Source organism: Actinomadura sp. NPDC000600 (genome assembly GCF_040492135.1).
Classification (GTDB): Bacteria; Actinomycetota; Actinomycetes; order Streptosporangiales; family Streptosporangiaceae; genus Spirillospora.
In genome coordinates this window covers 1-21,359 of record NZ_JBEUPD010000010.1, presented here as the reverse complement: position 1 = coordinate 21,359, position 21,359 = coordinate 1, and the positions used below count along the sequence as shown (strand labels likewise).

At 72.2% G+C, this 21,359-nt stretch carries 18 protein-coding genes; 10 read left to right on the top strand and 8 right to left on the bottom strand.

Going from position 1 to position 21,359, the window contains the following annotated elements; genetic code table 11:
* Positions 1-94: 94 nt before the first annotated feature.
* From ABWI07_RS16495 to ABWI07_RS16475, 5 genes are all read left to right on the top strand, one after another.
* Positions 95-1,051, top strand: a complete 957-nt coding sequence (locus tag ABWI07_RS16495) for a DUF389 domain-containing protein (RefSeq protein WP_149258941.1) — start codon at positions 95-97, stop codon at positions 1,049-1,051.
* A gap of 85 nt (positions 1,052-1,136) precedes the next feature.
* Positions 1,137-2,111 (top strand): ABC transporter ATP-binding protein, encoded by a 975-nt coding sequence (locus ABWI07_RS16490; protein WP_149258942.1) that lies wholly within the window; start codon positions 1,137-1,139, stop codon positions 2,109-2,111.
* Positions 2,108-2,986, top strand: coding sequence for an ABC transporter permease (locus ABWI07_RS16485; RefSeq protein ID WP_149258943.1), 879 nt, complete (start codon positions 2,108-2,110; stop codon positions 2,984-2,986). The genes ABWI07_RS16490 and ABWI07_RS16485 overlap by 4 nt, the downstream gene beginning before the upstream one ends.
* 53 nt (positions 2,987-3,039) lie before the next feature.
* Positions 3,040-3,951, top strand: a complete 912-nt coding sequence (locus tag ABWI07_RS16480) for an ABC transporter ATP-binding protein (protein WP_149258944.1) — start codon at positions 3,040-3,042, stop codon at positions 3,949-3,951.
* Positions 3,948-4,664, top strand: coding sequence for an ABC transporter permease (locus tag ABWI07_RS16475; protein WP_149258945.1), 717 nt, complete (start codon positions 3,948-3,950; stop codon positions 4,662-4,664). The genes ABWI07_RS16480 and ABWI07_RS16475 overlap by 4 nt, the downstream gene beginning before the upstream one ends.
* Here the strand turns inward: ABWI07_RS16475 and ABWI07_RS16470 are convergent.
* From ABWI07_RS16470 to ABWI07_RS16455, 4 genes are all read right to left on the bottom strand, one after another.
* Complete coding sequence (locus tag ABWI07_RS16470; RefSeq protein ID WP_149258946.1) at positions 4,661-5,308, bottom strand: response regulator; 648 nt, start codon at positions 5,306-5,308, stop codon at positions 4,661-4,663. The two genes, ABWI07_RS16475 and ABWI07_RS16470, sit on opposite strands and share 4 nt — an antisense overlap.
* A gap of 1 nt (position 5,309) precedes the next feature.
* Positions 5,310-6,509, bottom strand: a complete 1,200-nt coding sequence (locus ABWI07_RS16465) for a sensor histidine kinase (protein ID WP_149258947.1) — start codon at positions 6,507-6,509, stop codon at positions 5,310-5,312.
* A gap of 5 nt (positions 6,510-6,514) precedes the next feature.
* Positions 6,515-8,671: an MMPL family transporter gene (locus ABWI07_RS16460; protein WP_353819059.1), complete on the bottom strand. Its 2,157-nt coding sequence runs from the start codon at positions 8,669-8,671 to the stop codon at positions 6,515-6,517.
* Between the two features lie 118 nt (positions 8,672-8,789).
* Positions 8,790-11,054 carry a DUF4132 domain-containing protein gene (locus tag ABWI07_RS16455; protein WP_353819058.1) on the bottom strand — a complete coding sequence of 755 codons (2,265 nt, stop codon included), beginning with the start codon at positions 11,052-11,054 and terminating at the stop codon, positions 8,790-8,792.
* Between the two features lie 158 nt (positions 11,055-11,212).
* On the opposite strand from ABWI07_RS16455, the gene ABWI07_RS16450 reads away from it, so the two are divergent.
* Positions 11,213-12,583: an alkaline phosphatase PhoX gene (locus ABWI07_RS16450; RefSeq protein ID WP_353819057.1), complete on the top strand. Its 1,371-nt coding sequence runs from the start codon at positions 11,213-11,215 to the stop codon at positions 12,581-12,583.
* Between the two features lie 6 nt (positions 12,584-12,589).
* On the opposite strand, the gene coaA is transcribed toward ABWI07_RS16450, so the two are convergent.
* Positions 12,590-13,531, bottom strand: a complete 942-nt coding sequence (coaA, locus tag ABWI07_RS16445) for a type I pantothenate kinase (RefSeq protein WP_149258951.1) — start codon at positions 13,529-13,531, stop codon at positions 12,590-12,592.
* A gap of 122 nt (positions 13,532-13,653) precedes the next feature.
* On the opposite strand from coaA, the gene glmS reads away from it, so the two are divergent.
* The 3 genes from glmS (at position 13,654) to ABWI07_RS16430 (ending at position 17,538) form a co-directional block, all read left to right on the top strand.
* Complete coding sequence (gene glmS, locus ABWI07_RS16440; protein WP_353819056.1) at positions 13,654-15,498, top strand: glutamine--fructose-6-phosphate transaminase (isomerizing); 1,845 nt, start codon at positions 13,654-13,656, stop codon at positions 15,496-15,498.
* 114 nt (positions 15,499-15,612) lie between these two features.
* On the top strand, positions 15,613-16,557 hold the full coding sequence (locus ABWI07_RS16435; protein WP_353819055.1) for an ABC transporter ATP-binding protein: 945 nt from the start codon (positions 15,613-15,615) through the stop codon (positions 16,555-16,557).
* A gap of 9 nt (positions 16,558-16,566) precedes the next feature.
* Positions 16,567-17,538, top strand: a complete 972-nt coding sequence (locus ABWI07_RS16430) for an ABC transporter permease (protein ID WP_353819054.1) — start codon at positions 16,567-16,569, stop codon at positions 17,536-17,538.
* A gap of 222 nt (positions 17,539-17,760) precedes the next feature.
* Here ABWI07_RS16430 and ABWI07_RS16425 read toward each other — a convergent pair whose 3' ends face one another.
* From ABWI07_RS16425 to ABWI07_RS16415, 3 genes are all read right to left on the bottom strand, one after another.
* A complete protein-coding gene (locus ABWI07_RS16425) occupies positions 17,761-17,964 on the bottom strand; it encodes a DUF397 domain-containing protein (protein ID WP_149258955.1) in 204 nt (67 codons plus the stop codon).
* Positions 17,965-18,213: 249 nt separating this feature from the next.
* Positions 18,214-18,435 (bottom strand): DUF397 domain-containing protein, encoded by a 222-nt coding sequence (locus tag ABWI07_RS16420; protein ID WP_149258956.1) that lies wholly within the window; start codon positions 18,433-18,435, stop codon positions 18,214-18,216.
* Between the two features lie 38 nt (positions 18,436-18,473).
* Positions 18,474-19,334 carry a helix-turn-helix domain-containing protein gene (locus ABWI07_RS16415; protein WP_149258957.1) on the bottom strand — a complete coding sequence of 287 codons (861 nt, stop codon included), beginning with the start codon at positions 19,332-19,334 and terminating at the stop codon, positions 18,474-18,476.
* A 225-nt stretch (positions 19,335-19,559) separates the two neighbouring features.
* Between ABWI07_RS16415 and ABWI07_RS16410 the strand changes: the two genes are divergently transcribed.
* Complete coding sequence (locus ABWI07_RS16410) at positions 19,560-21,119, top strand: NAD(P)H-hydrate dehydratase (RefSeq protein WP_353819053.1); 1,560 nt, start codon at positions 19,560-19,562, stop codon at positions 21,117-21,119.
* The last annotated feature ends 240 nt before the right edge of the window (positions 21,120-21,359 follow it).

The following is a 21,359-nucleotide window of genomic DNA, read 5'->3' as shown; positions in this document are numbered from 1 at the left end:
GCGGGTTTTTGCCACCTTGAAGGCAAATAACCGATCAAACCTCACGACCAGGCGTTCTGCCACATCGACGCGTCGTTTACGGCACGATTGCCCCGTGCTGCATCTGAGAGCGATCGTGCCGGCCGAGCGCACCGACGCGGTCTGCAAGGAGCTGGCGGCCTGCGCCGGGGCCACCAACGTCGTCGTGATCGCAGGCGCCGCCCGCTCCCCGCAGGGCGACCTCGTGACCGCCGACATCGCCCGCGAGGCGGCCAACGAGGTGCTGGACGCGCTGCGCGCCCTCGACGTCGACCGGGACGGGTCGATCGCCCTCGACAAGGTCGACCTGACGCTGTCCGACCACGCCGAAGTGGCCAAGGACCTCGCGCCGGGGCACGGCGACGACGCGGTCGTCTGGGAGGAACTCGACCGGCAGGTCAGCGAGGGAACGGCGCTGACCTGGTCCTTCGTGGCCTTCCTCGTGCTGGCCACGCAGCTCGCCGCGATCGCGGCGCTGATCGACTCGCCGGTGCTGGTGGTCGGCGCCATGGTCCTCGGGCCGGAGTTCGCCGCGATCGCGGCGATCTGCTTCGGGCTCGTCCGGCTCCAGCCCGGACGCATCGTGCACGCGGTGCGGGCGCTGGCCGTCGGGTTCACCGTGGCGGTCGCGGTCACCTACGTGTGCGCGCTGGCCGCCCGGTGGACCGGCGTGATCGAGCTGGACAGGCTGCCCGACAAGCGCCCGCTCACCGCGTTCATCTACAGCCCGGACCGCTGGTCGTTCATCGTCGCGCTGCTCGCGGGCGCGGCGGGCGTGCTGTCGCTCACCGCCGGCAAGTCGTCCGCGCTGGTCGGGGTCTTCATCTCGGTCACCACCGTGCCCGCGGCGGGGAACCTCGCGGTCGCGATGGCGCTCAAGCACGGCAGCGAGATCACCGGCTCGCTGCTCCAGCTGGGCGTCAACATCGTCGGAATGATCATCGCGGGGACGGTGACGCTGCTCGTCCAGCGGAGCCTGTGGGCCGTCGTGCTGCGCCACCGCGGCCGGAGGACCGCCGCGCGGGGAACTTAGGTCGGCGCCGCGTCGGACCAAAGGCTGCCCCTGATCGCCCTTTAGGGTGACGTGCCGCGGCGAGCCAGCCACTAGGTTCGACGGTATGCCCATCATCGCCACCCAGGGCCTGACGATGAGGTTCCCTCGGGTGACCGCCTTGGACGACCTCTCCGTGGCCGTAGAGCCCGGCGTCGTCGGCCTCGTCGGCGCCAACGGCGCCGGCAAGTCGACGCTCATCAAGATCCTCCTCGGACTGCTGCCGCCCACCTCGGGGACCGCGACCGTCCTCGGCCTCGACATCGCCCGCGAGGGCCTGCGGATCCGGGAGAGCGTCGGGTTCATGCCCGAGTACGACTGCCTGCCGCCGGACGTGTCCGCGACCGAGTTCGTCGTGCACATGGCCCGGATGTGCGGGCTGCCGCCGACCGCGGCCCGCGAACGCGCCGCCGACACGCTCCGGCACGTCGGGCTGTACGAGGAGCGGTACCGTCCCATCGGCGGCTACTCGACGGGGATGCGCCAGCGGGTGAAGCTCGCGCAGGCCCTCGTCCACGACCCGAAGCTCGTCTTCCTGGACGAGCCCACCAACGGCCTCGACCCGGCCGGGCGCGACGAGATGCTCGAACTGATCCGCCGGATCGGCGCCGACTTCGGGATCAGCGTCCTCGTCACCTCGCACCTGCTCGGCGAGCTGGAGCGCGTCTGCGACCACGTCGTCATCATCGACGGCGGGAAGCTGCTGCGCTCCCAGGCCGTCGAGGCGTACACGACCGAGAGCGGCGTCCTCACCGTCGAGGTCGACGAGGGGCGCGACGCGCTCGGGCAGCACCTCTACGACCAGGGCGTGGCGGTCCGCCCGGAGGGCCGGTTCCTCGTCGTCGACATCGCCGGCGAGCAGACCTACGACCTGGTCCGCGACGGCGTCGCCGAGCTCGGGCTGCGGCTGGTCCGGATGGAGCAGCGCCGCCACCACATCGAAGAGGTCTTCCAGACGCCGCCCGCGCCGCAGGACCCGCCCGGAGACGCGCAGCCCCCGGGCGTGCGGCCGGGAGACGTGCAGCAGGGAGCGCCGCGATGAGCACCAGCACGATTCACGACATCGGCTACCGGCACTACGACGGGCGCCGCAACGGCCGCGCCTATGTCCTGCGGTCGCTGTACGTGCACAACCTGCGCGCCGCGTACGGCCTCGGCCGCCCCGCGCGGGCGAAGGTGATGCCGTTCCTGCTGGCGGCGATCATGCTGCTGCCGGCCGCCGGGTCGGTCGCGGCGTTCGCGTTCACCAAGCAGGAGGACGCGCTGTTCCGCTACGCCTCCTACGCCAACATCATGCAGGTCATCGTGGCGATCTTCCTGGCCACGCAGGCGCCGGTGCTGGCCTCGCGGGAGGTGCGCTTCCACGTCATCCCGCTGTACTTCTCGCGCCCGGTCGGCCATCTCGACTTCGTGCTGGCGAAGGGCGCCGCGATGGCGACCGCGCTGTTCGCGCTGATGGCGGTGCCCGTCACCGTCCTGTACGTCGGCGGACTGATCTCCAAGATGCCGGACCCCGGCGAGCAGGTGCTGAAGTACCTCGGCGCCCTCGTCGGCTGCGTGCTGTTCGCACTCGTCCTGGCGGCCATCGGGATGGTCGTCGCGGCGTTCACCCCGCGGCGCGGGTTCGGGGTCGCCGCGGTCATCGCCGTCTACATGATCAGCGCGGCGTTCGTCGGCGCCGTCCAGGGGATCGCCGAGGCGCAGACGAACTTCACCCTCCAGGGCTGGGCGGGGCTGTTCACCCCGTTCAACCTGGTGGACATCGTCCAGGTCCGGCTGCTCGGCGCGCAGACGTCGTCGGCCGGGGTGCCGTCCGGCATCGCCGGCGGCGTGGTCGCGCTCGCGCTGTGCGTCCTGATCATCGTCGGCTCGATCGCGGTCCTGTACCGCCGGTTCCGTAAGGCGGGCCTCTCCTAATGAGCGGAGCGACCCGGGGGGTGGGGGGTCGTCCCCCCTCGAAGGAGTACAGCATGAGCGAGCTCATCCTGGAGAACGTCTCCCGGTGGTACGGGAACGTCGTGGCCGTCAACGGCGTGTCGATGAAGGTCGGGCCCGGCGTCACCGGGCTCCTCGGGCCGAACGGGGCCGGCAAGTCGACGCTCATCCACATGATGGGCGGGTTCCTCGCGCCGTCGTCCGGATCCGTCACGCTGGACGGGACGCCGATCTGGCGCAACCCCGGCGCCTACCGCAGCCTCGGCCTCGTGCCGGAACGGGAGTCGGCCTACGACTTCCTCACCGGCGAGCAGTTCATCCTCGCGATGGCCAAACTGCACAAGCTGCCCGACCCCCGCGCCGCCGCCCGCCGCGCCATCGGCCTGGTGGAGATGGACTACGCGGCCGGACGCCCGATCGGCAACTACTCCAAGGGGATGAAGCAGCGCATCAAGATGGCGTCGGCGCTGGTGCACGACCCGCCCGTGCTGCTGCTGGACGAGCCGTTCAACGGCATGGACCCGCGGCAGCGGCTCCAGCTGATGGACCTCATCCAGCGGATGGCCGCCGAGGGCCGCACGATCCTGTTCTCCTCGCACATCCTGGAGGAGGTGGAGCGGCTCGCCAGCCACATCGAGGTGATCGTGGCGGGCCGGCACGCGGCGTCCGGCGACTTCCGCAAGATCCGGCGGCTGATGACCGACCGGCCGCACATCTTCCTCGTCCGCTCGTCCGACGACCGGCGGCTCGCCGCCGCCGTCATCGCCGACGGCTCGGCCCGCAGCGTCCAGCTCACCGAGAAGGGCCTGCAGGTGGAGGCGGTCGACTTCCAGCGCTTCACCTGGCTGCTCCCGCAGGTCTCCCGGGACGCCGACGTGCGCCTCTGGGAGGTCTCCCCGGCCGACGAGTCCCTCGAAAGCGTCTTCTCCTACCTGGTGGCCCGATGAATGGCACGATCGCGATGATCACGTTCCGGGCGATGCTCGGACGCAAGCGCGCGCTGCTCCTGCTGGGGCTGCCGCTGCTCCTGCTGGTGCTGGCGGTGGCCCTGAGCGTGACCGGCAACGACGACCTGGACGTCTCCGCGGGCGTGCTGCAGAAGTTCGGCCTGGCGACGCTGCTGCCGCTGCTCGCGCTGATCGCCGGCACCGGCGTGATCGGCCCGGAGATCGACGACGGCCAGATCATGTACGTGCTGACCAAGCCGATCCCGCGCGAGGTGATCGTGCTGACGAAGCTGGTCGTGGCGATCGTCCTGGTGACGGTGTTCGCCACGGTGCCGACGCTGCTGGCGGGGGTCATCCTCACGGGGACGACCGCGCAGCTGACCCCGGCGTTCGCGATCGGGGTGCTGGTCGGCGGCGTCGTCTACAGCTCGGTGTTCGTCGCGCTGGCCGTCGCCAGCCGCAACGCCGTCACGATCGGCCTGCTGTACGCGCTGGTGTGGGAGTCGCTGCTCGGCAACTTCGCGCCGGGCGCCAAGTCGGCGTCCATCCAGCAGTGGTGCCTGTCGGTGACGGACGCGCTCACCGAGGCGTCACCGGTCAGGTCCACCGTCGACCTGCCCGTGGCGATCGGGCTGCTGGTCGCGGTGACGCTCGTCGCGACGTTCCTCGCCACCTTCCGGCTCCGCTCCCTCCCGGTCGCCAGCGCCGACTAGCGGGGGAGGAGGCCGCGGTCCATGGCGACGACGACGGCGTGCGTGCGGTCGCCGACGTCCAGCTTGGCGAAGACGCGGAGCAGGTGCGTCTTGACGGTGGCCTCCGCGATGACGAGCCGCCGCCCGATCTCGGCGTTGGACAGGCCGTCGGCGACCGCCCGGAGCACCTCGACCTCCCGGGCGGTCAGCGCGGCCGGCTCGGGGCGGCGCATCCGGGCGACGAGCTTCTCCGCCACCCGGGGCGCGAGGACGGTCTCGCCGCGCGCCGCCGCGCCGATCGCCTCGACCAGCTGGTCGCGGGTGGTGTCCTTGAGCAGGTAGCCGACGGCGCCGGCCTCGATCGCGCGCTCGATCTCGGTGTCGGTGTCGTAGGTGGTGAGGACGAGGACGCGGGTCCCGAACCGGCCGATCTCGGCGGTGGCGGCGACGCCGTCCAGCACGGGCATCCGCAGGTCGAGCAGCGCGACGTCGGGCCGGAGCCGTTCGGCCAGGGCGATCCCCGCGCGGCCGTCGCCGGCCTCGCCGACGATCTCGATGCCGGGCTCGGCGGCCAGCAGCGCGACGAGGCCCGCGCGCATGACCGTGTGGTCGTCCACCAGGATGATCCGGAGTCTCCGGGGGGCCGGTGCGGGATTCGCGGTCATCTCACGCCCTCGCGGGGATCATGGCGAGGATCCGGGTGCCCTCGCCGGGGGAGCTGGTCACGGTGAGCTCGCCGCCGAGTTCGGCGAGGCGGCGGCGCATGCCGTCGAGTCCGAAGCCGTGCGACCCGGCGACCGTGAAGCCGCGGCCGTCGTCGGTGACCTCCAGCTCGACGCCGTGCGGGTGCCGTTCGAGCACGACGCCGACCGTGGACGCGCCGGCGTGCTTGCGGACGTTGGCGAGCGACTCCTGCGTACAGCGCAGCAGCGCGATCCGGGTCGTCTGGTCGCACTCGACGTCGGGCAGCTCGGCGTGGACGGTGAGCCCGGTGTCCTCGGCGAACCGGTCGAGGGCGCGGCGCAGCGTCCGGGCGATCGACGCGGAGGCGACGTCCCGCGTATCCGATCCGTGCGCCTCCGGCCCGAACTGCGCTCCCGAACTGACGAGGACGCGCGCCTCGGCGAGGTTCTCCCGCGCCGTCTGCTCGATCGACAGGAGTTGCCGGCCGGTAAGGTCCGGGTCGGAGCGCAGGCCGGTGCGGGCCGCCTCCGCCAGGACGACGATGGATGCGAACCCCTGCGCCAGCGTGTCGTGGATCTCGCGGGCGATCCGTTCGCGCTCGGCGGTGGCGCCCTGCCGCCGCTGCGCCTCGGCGAGGCGGCGCTCGGCGTCGGCCAGGTCGGCTTCGAGGAGCCGGGCGCGCTCGTCCTGCTGCCCGACCACCCGGTGCATCCACAGCCCGAGCAGGACGCCCGCCGCGTACCCGATGAGCGCGGCGACCGAGTTGCCGGTGGGCGGCTCCACGTCCGGGGCGTGCCGGACGGCGTCCCCGGCGACCGCCGCCGCGGCGGCGGCGCCGCTGAGCAGCACCGCGCGCCGCGGGCTCCCCGCGAAGATCCAGAAGTGCGGGAGGGACGCGATGAGCAGGGACGCGGCGCCGCCCATCAGGAAGGAGACGCCGCCGATCCCCGCGATCAGCACGCCCAGGAACGTGTTCCGGCGGACCACCGGATTCCCGGGGAACGTCTCCGTGATCGGGTAGCACAGCCCGAGCACCGACAGCAGCGCCAGCGTCGGGGCCCTGGTGGAGTCCGGCTGGTCCGCCACCGCCAGGGCAGGGGGAACCAGTCCGAACACGATCCAGGCGGCCGCGTACCACCTGCGGAGCGCCCGCACCTGGGGACGTTCGCCGGGCTGCACCATGACGATCAGCCTATGTTCTGCGGCACCGGCGTGGCCGCGCGGTCCGGGGCCCGCCGCGGGCGGCGCGACGGCCACCAGCACCGGTCGCCGAGCAGCAGCATCACCGCGGGCAGGACCGTGACGCGGATGACGGCGGCGTCGAGCAGCACCGCCACCGCCAGGGCGAAGCCCATCTGCTTCAGCTCCATGATGTGGACGGTGGCGAAGCCGGCGAACACCGTCACCATGACGAACGCCGCGCTGGTCACCACGCTCGCCGAGCCGCCGACGCCGTCCAGCACCGCCTGCCGGGTCGGGACGCCGCGCAGCGCCGCCTCCCGGATCCGGCTGATCACGAACACCTGGTAGTCCATCGACAGGCCGAACAGGATCACCAGCAGGAAGAGCGGGACGCGGGAGCCGACCGAGCCGGTGGAGGTGAAGCCCAGCAGGCCTTCCGCCCACGTCCCCTGGAACACCAGGGTGAGCAGGCCGAGGGAGGCGCCGGCCGACAGCAGGTTCAGCACCACGCCGATCAGGCCGAGGACCACCGAGCGGAACGCCCACACCGTCATCGCGAACGTGACCAGCAGCAGCGCCCCGATGACGAACGGCAGTTTGCTCTCCTGGTGCTCGGGATAGTCGGCGTAGCGGGCCACGTCCCCGGTCACGGCGGTCTCCACGCCGAGCCGTCCGACGGTCTCCGGGACGTACTCGCCGCGCATCCGCTCCAGGGAGCGCCGCGCCTCGTCGGTGCTCACGTGGTGCGGCACCGCGAGTTCGAGCAGGTGGATCCGCCCGTCCGGCGAGGTGCGCAGCTCGGACGTCCCGGCGAGCAGGGGATCGCCCCCGGCCCTTTCCGCCAGGGCGCGCAGGGCGGCGGTCACCTCGTCGGCGCGTGCGGCGTCGGCCTTGACGACGACCTGGTGCATGGCCTTCAGCTCGGGGAACGCCGCGTTCAGCCGGTCGTAGGTCCGCATCGCCGGGATCTCGCGCGGGTGGCTGTCGCGGCCCATGTCGGTGAGGTCGATGCTCAGCAGCGGCGCCGTCAGCGCCAGCATGGCGGTCAGGGCCACGGCCAGCGTCGCGGCCGGGTGCCTTCCGGTGGGGCGCAGCATCGCCCGGGTGATCCGGCCGCCGCCGGTCCGCGGCGGCTTCGGCGTCCGGCCGCGCCGGACGGCCCGCCGCTCCGCCCACCCGCCGAGCTTCGCCAGCACCGCCGGGAGGACGGTCAGCGAGCTGACGACGGCGATCAGCGTGACCACGATCGCCGCCGTCGCGATCGAGGAGAAGATCACGTCGTCGGCCAGGTAGAGGGTCGCGCTGGACGCGGCGACCGCCAGCCCGGACACCACCACCGAGCGCCCGGACGTCGCCGCGGCGACCTCCACGGCCGCCCGCGCGGTCAGCCGGCCCTCCGCGCGGGCCCGCTCCTCCCGCTCCCGCTTGAGGTAGAAGAGGGTGTAGTCGACGCCGACCGCCATGCCGATCAGCAGGATGACGCTGGCGCCGACCCCGGCGTCCGGGAAGACGTGCGAGGCGAGCATCGACAGGCCGATCGCCGCCGCGATCGAGGTCAGCGCGAGCACCACCGGCACGACCGCCACCGCGAACGACCCGAACACCACCAGCAGCGTGATCAGCGTGATCGGCAACGCGATCACCTCGGTGCGGGCGAGGTCGTCGTCGCGCAGCTTCTCGACGCCCTTGCTGATGGACGGGCCGCCCGTCTCCTCCACCCGCACGTCCGGGTGCGCGGCCCGCACGGCCGCGGTCTGGGCCAGCAACGGCTCGACGTGCTTCTTGCCCTGGAGTTCGGGGCCCTTCAACGTCACGTCGACGCGCACGGCCGAGCCGTCCTTCGACCGCACGGGCGCGGACACCGACGCGACCTCGGGCAGCCGCCGCATGCGCGCGGCGGCGTCCTGGGCCGCCGCGTCGGCCGCCGCGCCCCTGCCGGTGACCAGCACGCGCTCGACGGGCCTCTGCTGGAGCCCGCCCTCGGCGGCGATCGCCTCCCCCCGTCCGGCCTCGCCGATCCGGAAGTCCTCGGTCGTGGCCGCGTGCCCGCCGGCCGCGACGCCGATGCCGAGGCACAGCACCACGAACAGCAGCCAGGCGGCGATGCCGCGCCAGGGGTGCCCGGCGCTCCACCGGGCCATGCGTACAAGAAGATCAGTCATACCGACGATGCTGGCCGCGGCACCCCTGCGCGCATGAGCCTCGACCGGTGGAACATGCCGTCCACCGATCGGTGGACGGCGGCGGCGTGCGGCCGACGAGCCCGGGCTGCGAGACGGGTCAGGCGGTGAGGCGGATCAGGTCGGCGAGCATCTCGGACGCGGTGACCGGGTCGAGCGCGCCGAAGGGATGCTCCTTCCCGGAGTAGCGGCCGGTCATCAGCATGACCCGCTCGATCTTCTGCTCCGCGTACTCGTCGGGTTCGATGACGCGGATGCCGGGCTCGAACGCGACCATCACGTGCCGGTCGTCCGGGGTGATCAGGTTGACCTGGCGGCGGAACCCGCCGGTCTCCTTGTCGCCGAGCTCCCAGCCGCGGGACGTCATGCCCATGAGCCTGCCGAAATGGACGGTGTGCCCCTCGAACCGGGCCAGCCGGCCGGTGTCGCGCTCGTCGTCCCCCAGCTCGTGGACGGGACGTCCGAGCTGCGGGAACGGCTGGAGGATCTCGTAGTCGGCGAAGACCGGGGCCCACGCCGCGACGGCCTCCTTGCCGAGGAGCACCGGGTGCGGGAGCGTCACGCGGGCGTCCTGCGGGAGGGCGTACTCGTCGTCGTGGACGTCGGCGAGCGTGCCGTCCTCGGCGACCCGGAACGCGGCGCCGTCCGCCGGCCCCGCTCCGTCCGGCCCCGCTCCGTCCGCCCCCACCCCGTGCGCCGACCAGACCAGGCGGCGTGCGATGTGGCGCATCAGCGGGTGCCCGGCGAAGACCGAGCGGAACTCCTCCGCCGTCCAGGAGCGCCCGGCCACCATCGCCTTCTCCAGCCGCTTGATCTGGTCGGCGGCGACCGTCCGGGCCTCCTTCTTCAGGTCGGCGAACCGTTTGTAGGCGAGTGGCGCGAGCGTTTCGTCGTCCTTGACGCCCGGCTTCGGCAGCGTCTTGCGGGGCTTTCCGTCCTGGTCGGTCACGAACGGCTTGAGCTGCTCGTCGAACCCGACGACGAAGCGGCGCGGGCCGTAGTCGAGCGTCATCGAGCCCTCGGCGTCCAGGCCGAGGTCGGGGACGATCCGGTCCGCGAGCTGCTCGGAGGTGAGCCCGCGCTGCCAGGCGATGGCGTTCAGCCGGCCCTGCGCATGGCGGCGCATGTGCTTGTGGTCGGCGCTCCGGCGGGCGAGGCGGTCCAGATGGCGCAGCTTGCCGTCGGCGGGCGCGTCGATCGCCATGAGGACGTCGAGCGCCGTCAGCCCCTTGAACCTCCAGGTGTAGTAGTTGTCCCAGCGCGCCATCCGGTCGGTGAGCCGGGCGGCGGTCGCGGCGTCGCCGAGGCGCCGGAGGGCGTACTGCACGCCCGGCGACGCCCACAGGCCGTGGCGGGGTTCGTTGAGGCACAGGGCCCAGGCGAACTCGGCGAGCGAACCGGGATCGCACAGCTCGATCACCTGCTCGCACCCCGGGTACGGGTCCTCCGGGGTGGAGATCAGCAGCATCGTCGCGAAGTTGCGGACGGCCGTCACCGGCAGTGCCCGGTCGCGGCCGCGCAGCAGGAGCCGGGGGAGCTTGCGGACGGTCTCCTCGTCCCATTCCGGCAGGTCGTCGGGGTACTGGTCCAGCGGGTCGGTGCGCAGCGCCTCGACCGCCGCGACTGCCTCCTCGCCGTACCCGCGCGCCGCCTCCACAAGGCAGCCGCTGCCGTGCTCGCGGGCGATCAGCGCGAGGCCCTGCTCGGCCTTCGCGCGCTTGGGACCGGGCTTGCGCAGCGCCTCCGGGACGACGAACGGAGCCGCGGCGGACCCGTGCCAGGCGAACCAGAGCCGCGCGGCCTCGTCGACCCGGCCGAGCGCGCCGATCATGACCTGCGCCGTGGCGTCGTCCACGAACGGGACGAGCGCCTCCGCGCCGGAGGGGTGCGCCTTGGCCGCGTTCAGGATCAGCCGGTGGGCGGCGAGGCCGCGCCGGGCCGCGAAGTGCTTGTGCGGGACCCGGTAACTCCAGCCGGCCCAGTCGTCGTGGTAGCGCTCGTCGGCGAGCAGTTCGTCCGCGAGGTCACCGGGCCCGTCCATGACCAGCCGGTAGTACCGGCGGGCCCGCTCGCCGCCCCGCGGGTCGCGCAGTGCGGCGCCGCTGCGGAAGTGCTCGGCCACCGCCGCCCAGTCGGTGTCCGCGGGCAGCGGCGCGTAGGACGCCATGTAGCCGTCGGCGACCTTCAGCCACTCCTCGCGGAGGCCGGGCGGCCAGGATTCGGCGGCCCGCGTCTTGGGCCGCTTCAGCCCCTTCAGGACGACCGGTTCCGCGCCGCGGGGCGTCCGGCGGCTCCACGGCGGTTCGACGAGCAGGCGGGGCAGGTCGCTCTCGGGGGCGTCCTCGACGCCGGGGGTGTCGGTCATTGCTCCAGTCTCACGGCAGGCACGGACAGTATCGATCTTCAGACGCACCGTCCGGAACCGCGGTTCGCCCGGCTCCGCACCGGGCCGGTTCACAATCACTGTGACGCGTGTTACAACGGGCAAGAGGATCATGTAACGATCCATCAGGGAGTGTGCTCATGTCAGTTTCGCGCCGTCAGCTCCTCGCCAGGACGGGTGCGGTGGGGGCGGGGATCGCCTTCACCGGGTCCGTGGAGCAGTTGTTCGCCGGGGCCGCGTCCGCCGCCCCGACCGGCGGCCACGACGGGTACGGGCCCCTCGTGCCCGACCCGAGGGGGCTGCTGGACCTGCCGCGCGGGTTCCGCTACACCGTCCTGTCCCGCGAGGGAGAGCCGCTGCGCTCCGGAGAGGGGGCGGTACCGAGCCACTGCGACGGGATGGCCGCCTTCCCCGGGCGCCGGGGCCGCACATGGCTCGTCCGCAACCACGAGAACCGGCCGACCGCCGAGCACGGCGTGCCGACCGTCGAGGGCGTCACCTACGACCCGGGCGGCCTGGGCGGCTGCACCGCGCTGGAGGTCGACGCGGCCGGGCGCGTGCACACCGAGCGCGTCGCCATCGCCGGGACGGCCGTGAACTGCGCGGGCGGCCCCACCCCGTGGAACACCTGGCTGACCTGCGAGGAGACCGAGGACAAGGCCGGGACCGGGAACTACACCAAGGACCACGGGTTCATCTTCGAGGTCGACCCGTACGACCAGGGCCGGACCGTCCCCGAGCCGCTGACCGCGATGGGGCGCTTCCAGCATGAGGCGATCGCCGTCGACCCGCGCGACGGCACCGTCTACGAGACCGAGGACGCCTTCGAGAAGCCGTTCGGGCTGTTCTACCGGTTCCTGCCGGAGCGGCCGCGCGGCGGCTTCGGCAGCCTGCGGGCCGGCGGCCGACTGGAGGCGCTGTGCGTCCCCGGCGTCCCGGACCTGTCGGTCGTGCAAGAGCCCGGCACCGTGTTCGACCACGTCGAATGGAAGAAAGTGCCCGACCCGCTGGCGGCGCAGACCCCGATCCGGTTCCAGGACTTCGGGTCCGGCGGCATCACCCACGCCCAGAAGCTGGAGGGCTGCTACTGGGGCGGCGACCGCGTCTACTTCGTGTCGAGCTTCGCGAAGACGAAGGACGGCTCCCGCGCCGACCACTTCGGGCAGGTGTGGTCCTACGAGCCGCGCCACCGCCGGCTCACCCTCGTCATCGTGTTCGGCCCGGACACCGACCTCGAGAAGCCCGGCGAGTCGCCCGACAACATCTGCCTGGCCCCGCAGGGCGGCCTGATGGTGTGCGAGGACGGCAACGGCGCCCAGCACGTCTTCGGCGTCTCCCGCCGCCGCACGGTCTACCCGATGGCCCGCAACCGCCAGAACATCGGCACCGAGACCGAACCCGAGTGGGGCGAGTTCGCCGGCGTCACGTTCTCCCCCGACAACCGGACGATGTACGTCAACGTCTACACCCCGGGCACGACTTTCGCCGTAACAGGCCCCTGGCGCCGCTGACCCGCCTCAGATCCGACGGAGTCGGATCCTTTGGACAGTGTGGTTCTTGTCCTTGTGGAGGACGAGGGTGGCGCGGGCGCGGGTCGGCAGGATGTTGGAGACGAGGTTGATCTCGTTGACGTCCCGCCACACGCGCTGCGCGAAGGCGGCGGTCTCGTCCTCGTCCAGTTCGTGGGCGTACTTGTGGAAGTAGGAGCGCGGGTCGGTGAAGGCGGTGCGGCGCAGGGCGAAGAGCCGGTCGATGTACCACTGCCGGATGTCCTCGACCCGCGCATCCACATAGATCGAGAAGTCGAAGAAGTCGGACACGCCGAGGGTGCCGGGCGGCGGCGCCTGCAGCACGTTCAGGCCCTCGACGATCAGGATGTCGGGGCGCCGGACGGTCTGCACCGCGTCCGGGACGATGTCGTACTCCAGGTGCGAGTACACCGGGATCGACGCCTCCGCCGCGCCCGACTTGATCGCCGAGACGAACCGGACGAGGGCGCGGCGGTCGTAGGACTCGGGGAACCCCTTGCGGTCCATGATCCCGCGCTCGGCCAGAACGGCGTTCGGGTAAAGGAAGCTGTCGGTCGTGACCAACTCCACGCTCGGGTGCTCCGGCCAGCGCGCGAGGAGCGTGCGCAGCAGCCGGGACGTGGTGGACTTGCCGACCGCCACGCTGCCCGCCACCCCGAGGATGAACGGGGTGGGCTCCACCTGGCCGCCGAGGAAGCCGCTGACGGTGTCGCGCAGCCGCCCGTCCGACAGGAAGAACAGGTTGAGCAGCCGGGACAGCGGCAGGTACACCTCCTCGACCTCGGTGATGTCGATCGGGTCGCGCAGGCCCCGCAGGGCGTCCAGCTCACCGGGGGTGAGCGGGAGCGGGGTGTTCTCGCGAAGGCCGCGCCAGGCCTCACGGGAGAGTTCCACGTAGGGGCTCGGCACGCTGTCCCATCCGCTCGTCATGGCTGAACAGTAACCGGGCTGCGTGCCGGTCACCGGGTTTCCACCGGTCGTCCACGCTAGCGTCATGCTTCCGCGGCCCTCGCAGGTAGGTCCGGTGCGAGACACCGAATAGAGTTGCCGCCATGTGCGGAATCGTGGGGTACGTAGGCGGCCGTCCGGCCCTCGACGTGGTCGTCGACGGCCTGGCGCGGCTGGAATACCGCGGCTACGACTCGGCCGGGGTGGCCGTGCTGGCCGACGGGAAGCTGGCGACGGCCAAGCGCGCGGGAAAGCTCGTGAACCTGCGCAACGCCCTGGCGGAGGAGCCCCCGCCCGCCGGGACGCTCGGCATGGGGCACACGCGGTGGGCGACGCACGGGCCGCCGAACGACCGCAACGCCCATCCGCACGTCGACTGCACCGGCTCGGTCGCGGTGATCCACAACGGCATCATCGAGAACTTCGCGGAGCTGCGGGCGGAGCTGGAGGAGAGCGGGCACGGGCTCGGGTCCGACACCGACACCGAGGCCGTCGCCCACCTGCTCGAGGACGAGCTGAAGGGCGGCGGCGACCTCGCGGACGCGATGCGCCGCGTCTGCGGCCGGCTGGAGGGCGCGTTCACGCTGGTCGCGACGCACACCGGCTCCCCGGGCCTGGTGGTCGGGGCGCGCCGCAACTCCCCGCTCGTCGTCGGCGTCGGGGACGGCGAGAACTTCCTCGCCAGCGACGTGGCCGCGTTCATCGAGCACACCCGCGACGCGATCGAGCTGGGCCAGGACCAGGTCGTCGAGCTGCGCGCCGAGGGCGTCACGGTCACCGACTTCGACGGGCGCCCCGCCGAGGTGAAGGAGTACCACGTCGACTGGGACGTGTCCGCCGCGGAAAAAGGCGGCTACGACTACTTCATGCTCAAGGAGATCGCCGAGCAGCCGCGAGCCGTCGCCGACACGCTGCTCGGCCGGATCGGCGCCGACGGGCGCCTGCACCTGGACGAGATGCGCATCCCGGACCAGGAGCTGCGCGAGGTCGACAAGATCATCATCGTCGCATGCGGGACGTCCTACCATGCCGGGCTGATCGCCAAGTACGCGATCGAGCACTGGGCGGGGCTGCCCTGCGAGGTCGAGCTGGCCAGCGAGTTCCGGTACCGCGACCCGATCCTGTCCCCGACGACGCTGGTCATCGCGATCTCCCAGTCGGGCGAGACGATGGACGCGCTGATGGCCGTCCGGCACGCCCGGGAGCAGAAGGCCAAGCTGCTCGGCATCTGCAACGTCAACGGCTCGACGCTGCCCCGCGAGTGCGACGGCGTCCTCTACACGCACGCCGGGCCGGAGATCGCGGTCGCGTCCACCAAGGCGTTCCTGACGCAGCTCGTCGCCGTCTACCTGATCGCCCTCTACATCGCGCAGGTGCGCGGCACCAAGTGGGGCGACGAGGTCTTCGCCATGGTCCAGCTCCTCGAGCGGATGCCGGAGAAGGTGGAGAAGGTCCTGGAGACCATGGAGCCGGTGCGCGAGCTGGCCCGCTCCCTGGCCGGCGAGCGGTGCGTGCTGTTCCTCGGCCGCCACGTGGGCTTCCCGGTCGCCCTGGAGGGCGCGCTCAAGCTCAAGGAGCTGGCGTACATGCACGCCGAGGGCTTCGCCGCCGGCGAGCTGAAGCACGGCCCGATCGCGCTGATCGAGGAGGACCTGCCCGTCGTGGTCGTCGTGCCGCCGCGGGCGCGGGACGTCCTGCACGACAAGATCGTGTCGAACATCCAGGAGATCAGGGCCCGCGGCGCCCGGACGATCGTGATCGCCGAGGAGGGCGACGAGTCGGTCGAGCCGTACGCGGACACGCTGATCAGCGTCCCGGCCGTCCCGACGCTGCTCCAGCCGCTGGTCACGACCGTCCCGCTGCAGGTGTTCGCGTGCGAGCTGGCCACCGCCAAGGGCCACGACGTCGACCAGCCGCGCAACCTCGCCAAGTCCGTCACAGTCGAGTAGCCCGCCCCCTGGGGGACGTCCGGATTCTGGGAAGATTCCGGATTCTTCCGAACCGTCCCGCGGCGGGCCGCGTCTCATCGGAATCGGGACCGGCCCGGCGACGGGAGGTGGCGGGTGGCGGGAGACGGCGGCCCAGCGATCGAGGCGCGCGGCGTGGTGCGGCGCTTCGGGCCGGTGGAGGCGCTGCGCGGCCTCGACATCACCGTCCCGTACGGGCAGGTCACGGCGCTCGTCGGGGCCAACGGGGCGGGCAAGACGACCCTGCTGCTGATCCTGGCGACGCTGCTCGCGCCCGACGCGGGCACGGTGCGGATCGCGGGGCACGACGCGCTCGCCCGTCCCGCCGAGGCGCGTGACGCGCTCGGCTGGATGCCGGACACCTTCGGCGTCTACGACCAGCTCACGGTGGACGAGTACCTGGGCTTCTTCGCCGACGCCTACGGGGTGCCCAAGCCGGAGCGCCCGCGGCGGATCAGGGCGCTGCTCAGCCTCGTCCACCTGGACGACCACCTCGGGCGCCCCGTCCACGCCCTCTCGCGCGGGCAGAAGCAGCGGCTCGGGATGGCGCGGGCCCTCGTGCACCGGCCCCGCATCCTGCTGCTGGACGAGCCCGCGTCCGGCCTCGACCCGCGCTCCCGCATCGAGCTGCGCGACCTGCTGCGGTCCCTCGCGGCCGACGGGGTCGCGGTGCTCGTGTCCAGCCACATCCTCAGCGAGCTGGAGGAGATCGCCGACCGGGTCGTCCTCGTCGACCACGGCCGGACGGTCGGCGACCACGCGATGGCGGAGATCACCGGCGCCTCGGCGCGGGTCCGGTGGCGGATCCGCTCCCTGGACCCGGAGCCGCTGGCGTCGGCGCTCGCCCGCGAGCTGGAGGAGCTGCCGGGGGTACAGGCGGCCGACGTGGCGGGAGGCGCCGAGGTCGGCCCGCTGACCGAGGAGGAGGCGGCCGGGCTGCTGGCCAGGCTCGTCGCCGCCGGCGTGCCAGTCAGCGGCCTCGCGCCCGCCGGCAGCGCGCTCGAATCGGCCTACCTGGCGATGACCGAGAACCGGAGGTGAGCATTGTCCTTGACCGCGCGCGGAATCGGCCTGGTGGCACGGCAGGAGATCAGGACCCGGCTGCGGACCGGCCGCTGGAAGATCCTGCTCCTCGTCTGGTGCCTGGTCGTCAACGGGCTCGGGCTGCTGTTCCGGCTGGCGCTGGAGTACGGCGACACGTCCTCCTTCGGCGAGCCCGGCGTCCCCATGTTCGGCGGGGTCCTGCTCGGGGTGCTGGTGCTGACGCTGCTCGTCACCCCGGCGCTCGGCGGCCAGTCGGTCAACGGGGACCGCGAGCGCGGGACGCTCGCGACGCTGCAGGTCACCCGGCTCACCCCCGGCGAGATCGCGCTCGGCAAGCTCGCCGCCGCCTGGGGGACGGGCCTGGTCACCCTCGTGCTGACGCTGCCGAGCCTGCTCCTGCCGGTCGCCGAGGGCGCCATCGGCGTGGGGCGGGCCCTGGTCGTCCTGCTGGTGACGGCGCTGCTGATCGGCGTGGTCTGCGCGGTGTCGCAGGCCTGGTCGGCGCTGGTGGCCCGCAGCGTCACCTCGATCCTGCTGTCGTACCTGACGGTGTTCGCCCTGCTCGTCGGGACGCCGCTGCTGTTCACGCTGGCGGTCCCGCTCACGTCCGAGCACGTCCCCGACCGGTACGGCGGGTACAGCGAGGACCACACCGAGCGCGTCTGGTGGCTGCTGGCCCCGAACCCGGTCGTCGCGCTCGCCGACGCGGCGCCGCGCCTGCCCGAGCGCCGCGTCGTCGTCGGCGACGAGGTGATCAGCCGCGCGCCGGAGTCCGACCCGCTCGGCTCGATCAGCCGCACCGTGCGGGACGTCCGCGCGGGGGACGACGACTACGGGTCGGACCGCGAGGACGGGGCCGCGGTGTGGCCGTGGGGGCTGGCCTTCGACCTGGCCCTCGCGGCGGGCGCGGTGTGGATCACGGCCTCCCGCCTGCGGACGCCCCTGTACCGGGTCCCCCGAGGCGTCCGCGTGGCCTGACGGACGCCTGCGGGGCCGTCAGGTGACCGTGCGGCGGATAGGCGTTTCTCGCGCCGTGAGCGATTTCACAATGCGATCATCTTCTGGGAATGCGATCAGCGGGAGCGGTGTACCGCGGGAAATCATGCGGCTCCTTACCGAGCGGCGCGCATCCGCTCCCGCTCAACGCAATTCTCAGGCCGGTTGGAAATCTCGCCGGACTTGCAAGTTGCAGTGACTGTTTCAGCGGGTGTCGAAACGACCGTCCTTGGCGCGCTCGGTGAACGTGCGCCATTCATCGGGCCGGAACGACAGGATCGTCGCGGCGTCCTCGGTGTCGCGCACGCATATGGCGTCCCCGCCGCGACGTGCGACCTCGACGCAGTTGCTGGCGCCGCATCGGGCGCTCTTTCTCCATCGGGCGTGCGGTGTCCCCTGGAAACTCATTCCGGCTCCCTGCATCGAAAGTTGCATTTGCCGCGGCCGCGCTGCCGGTGCATCAAGCACACGGTAACAAGATCGCAAAAAACGCCTGATCACGTCCGGGTGGCGCGGTACCCGTGTGTCAGGCGTGCCGAGGTAGTTCCAGAGTTGCGGTTGTGAGGGCGACGAGCCGGGTCGGCGCGGTGGACCCGGCTCGTGCGGCGTGGCCCCGCACGCCTTGGCGGACGGGGCCGGACGGCGCCTCGCGCCGGGTCAGCGGCCCAGGTCGAAATCACCCTTCTTCGCTCGTTCGACGAATTCCCGCCATTCCGCCTGGGAGAATGACAGGACCGGACTCTGCGTGCCGTACTTCGCGTCGCGGGCCCCGATAAACCGGGACGAATCGGTTAGCGTGCCGATCTCGACGCATGTATTACTCGCCCCGCAGTGGGCGCTTCTCCTCCATTGTGGTACAGGAGTAGCAAAAAGGGACACTCGGTGCCTTTCGCAAGGATTGAGCCCTTAGCGGACCGTCACCACGCGTCCCTGGCCTCGGCGATGCGCCGTCGCGATTGCGCGGGATCCAGTGCCTGGCGGGACAGACTCGAATAGGCGAGCCGGTACATATAGGTGACGGCTTCTTCCGCCAAGTGGCTGATCGTCAGTGATTCCGTGTGAACGATATCAGGAAAATTGATGTCGTGCACCGAGGAGAATTCCAGGAGGATAAACGATTCGGCCAACACCGAGTGTGGTACGTCCAAGGGCAGGATCTGCAGGGTCACGTTCGGGCGCTCGGTCATCTGGTACAGATGTTCGAGCTGCTCCCGCATGACCTTCTGATCGCCGATGCGGCGCCGCAGAACCGCCTCGTCGATAACCGCCGACAGTTCCAGGGGAGCGGGTCCGTCGAGCAGTTCGCGCCGCCGCATTCGCACGTCCAGCCGGCGGTTGAGTTCCTGCGGAGGCAGGGTGGCCAGGTCGCTCCATCCGCCGATGACATTCCGGGCATAGCTCTCAGATTGCAACAGTCCGGGAATAACGGTGCTGCCCCATTCCCTGGCCGCCGTCGCCTCGGACTCCAGTGCGATGAAGTCCGCGAGTTCGCTCGGCAGGTCGCGGTAGTCCTCCCACCAACCCCGCTGGGCGGCGTCGTGCGCCAGGGCGATCAGGTCGTCGTGCCGGGCGCCGTCGATCTCGTACAGCTCCAGCAGTCGCCGCACATCGCCGATCTTCGCGCCGGTCCGCGCGTTCTCGATCCGGCTCACCTTGGCGGTCGACCAGGCGAGCCGTTCGGCGACCTCGTCTCCGGTGAGGCCCTTGGCCTCGCGCAGCCTCCGGAGCTCGGCGGCCAGGCGCCGTTGACGGACGGAGGGACCACGGGAAGTGCTCATTGCTCGGGCCTCTCCAGTCCCGGCGGACTGATCTGGGCGCATTCTGCCGCACCGGGGGGCCGCGGCGCGAATACATCGGACCGGATGCCCAAGATTCTACGACTGAAGATTCTTTTGCGCACATGACACCGAAAGTTGCGGTGCAAGTTGTGATCGAACGGCTCCGGGGTTGCGGAGGGTCCCCACGTGGCACTCTAAGTGTGTGATCGACTTGGGGAGTCGCGGATGAGGTACGCGCACGAGGTCGGCAAGGTGCGGGCGGCCGAGCAGGCCCTCATGGCCCGGCTCCCCGACGGCGCCCTGATGCAGCGCGCCGCCGCCGGGCTCGCCTCGGTGTGCGCGCGCCTCCTGCCCGCCGTGTACGGGGCCCGCGTAGTCCTCCTGGTGGGCGGCGGCGACAACGGCGGCGACGCCCTCTACGCCGGAGCCCGCCTCGCCCGGCGCGGCGCCCGCGTCCAGGCCGTGCAGGCCGGATCCAAGATCCACGAGGGCGGGCTGGCCGACCTGCGCGCCGCCGGCGGCCGCCTCCTGGACTCCGCGCCCACCGAATCCGCCCTTGTCGAGTCCGCCATCGCCGGCGCCGACCTGATCATCGACGGCCTGACCGGCATCGGCGGGACCGGCGGCCTTCGCGAGCCCCACGCCCGGTACGCCGCGCTCGCCTCCGAGGCCGCCGGGCTCGTGGTCGCCTGCGACGTCCCGAGCGGCGTGGACGCGAGCACCGGACGCGTGGAGGGCGCCGCCGTCCACGCCGACGTCACCGTCACCTTCGGCACGCACAAGCCGGGCCTGCTCATCGACCCGGGCGCCGCCCACTGCGGCGTGGTCGAGCTGGTCGACATCGACCTCGGCCCCGATCTGCCCGACCCCGACGTCGTCGCCGCCCGGCCCGCCGACATCGCCCCGCCCGAGCCCCGCCCCGAGTCCGACAAGTACCGGCGCGGCGTCGTCGGCATCATCGCCGGCGGCGACCAGTTCACCGGCGCGGCCGTCCTCAGCACCGGCGGCGCGGTCCGCGGCGGTGCCGGAATGGTCCGCTTCGCCTCGGTCGCCCGCCCGGTCGAGCTCGTCCGGCAGCGCTGGCCAGAGGTCGTCACCACGGTCGTCGAGCCCGGCCGCCACGACGCGAGGGTCCTGGAGCGCATCGGACGCGTCCAGTCCTGGGTGGCCGGCCCCGGCCTCGGCACCGGCGACGCCGCCGAGTCGCTTCTGGAGGCCGTCCTCGGCACCGACCTGCCCGTGCTCGTGGACGCCGACGGCCTCACCGTCCTCGCCCGCCGCCGCGACCTGCTGCGCCGCGCCGCCCCGACCGTCCTCACCCCGCACGCGGGCGAGCTGTCCCGGCTCATCGCCGCCGACCGCGAGGACATCGAGGCCGCCCGCCTCGACCACGTCCGCCGCGCCGCCGCCGAGCTCTCCGCGACCGTCCTGCTGAAGGGCTCCACGACCCTGGTCGCCGAGCAGGACCGCCCCGTCCGCGTGAACCCGACCGGCACCCCGCGCCTCGCCGCCGCCGGCACGGGCGACGTCCTGTCCGGCCTGATCGGCGCCCTGCTCGCCGGCGGCATGCCCGCCCTCGATGCCGCCGCCAGCGGCGCCTACCTCCACGGCCTGGCCGCCCGCCTGGCCTCCGCCCCCACCCCGGGCCCCGAAGCCCCGATCAGCGCCCAAGACGTGATCGACGCCCTCCCCCACGCTTTTCGGGCTGTGTCTGCCCAGGGGGGCGACCCCCTGGAACCCCCGTTGCGAGCCGGGCGATCCTCACGCTGCGCCGCCCAGGGGTAGCGACCCCCCTGGAACCCCCCGTTACGAGCCGGGCGATCCTCACGCTGCGCCGCCCAGGGGTAGCGACCCCCCTGGAACCCCCCGTTACGAGCCGGGCGATCCTCCCGCCACGGTTTCGGTGTGTTGTGCCCGTGCGGGTTTGTTTCGTGGCGCTGCGGTCGCCCGGCTCGGCGGGTCGGGCGGCCTCCAGGCGCCTAGAGCGCCTTCCGGCCGCCCGACCCGCGGCCCCGCTCAGGTCCA